The sequence below is a fragment of the Bacillus sp. NTK071 genome (assembly GCF_017303315.1).
GTDB lineage: Bacteria > Bacillota > Bacilli > Bacillales > Guptibacillaceae > Guptibacillus.
In genome coordinates, this window is sequence record NZ_JAFKOI010000046.1 from 1 (window position 1) to 961 (window position 961).

Annotated in this window: 2 protein-coding genes; both read left to right on the forward strand. The window is 35.6% G+C overall.

Annotation, left to right across the window (positions count from 1 at the left end; genetic code table 11):
* Positions 1–184 precede the first annotated feature (184 nt).
* A complete protein-coding gene (locus JI666_RS20940; RefSeq protein WP_136948946.1) occupies positions 185–424 on the forward strand; it encodes a hypothetical protein in 240 nt (79 codons plus the stop codon).
* A 145-nt stretch (positions 425–569) separates the two neighbouring features.
* Positions 570–779, forward strand: a complete 210-nt coding sequence (locus JI666_RS20945; RefSeq protein WP_414635160.1) for a DUF6366 family protein — start codon at positions 570–572, stop codon at positions 777–779.
* Positions 780–961 lie beyond the last annotated feature (182 nt).

The window sequence follows — 961 nt, forward strand, 5'->3', positions numbered from 1 at the left end:
ACGCATTATCTAAAAGAAAATAAAGAGAAGTATTCTGGGTGACAAACCTCTGCACTTTTCTTTGCATTTTCCTGCACTTTTCTATTGCAAAATACAACATTCGTATACGAGCAATGGAATCAAAAATAACACCTTCAATGACATATCCCAAAATGAAATCAAAGAATAAAGGGAGTATGGAAAAATGAAGAAAAAGAAGAAACTCATAAATTCTCAATGGAGATTGAGTGTGATGGCTCTAGCAGCATTCATTGGGGGAAGCATTGGAAGTCAACTCATATTTCTCCCTGATGTGCCCCATCTACCTTCTATATATGGATGGGTAACCGGTTCTGTACTAATGGTCGCCGCTAATGCGATTTACGTTCTCTATAAGAAAAAGAAAAGTAACAACCCGGGAAACGAGAAACAAAACCACGGATAAGCCTGTACCATCAGAAAGAAAAAGCTACACTATAATAATAAACAACTTCGGAGCGCTTGCTAAATAAAGGTAAGCGCTCTATGTGTAGGATTGGAGCAGCATTTCTGTTATGAATGAGAGTTAAACGAAAAGGAGTGAAGAAATGATGGACCCGAAGAAATCACCTGAAAGGAACAGAGAGGAATTGAGACAAGAAGAATTGAAAAGGAATACTACTGGGAATATAAGTGATTCTTTCAATAGAGCTAATAATGGGGGATTAGTTGATTTAGTAGGTAGTTTAGGATGGAAGGGAACATTAATTTTAATAGTTGCGATCATTATTGGTTTTATAATTGCTTCATTGATCTTCTAATTGTTCAATTACATTCTATCTTCAATTAAGAAACATCTCGATGTCGAGTCTTCTGTTATCTCGGAGCTTTATTTTAATAAGACCGCTATAAAAGGAGGAACTTCCGGAAAATTAGAGGTTCCTCCTTTTTTTGTAATTTACAAATTTCACTTAGATTACTGACTAGGTCATAAGTTGATAGA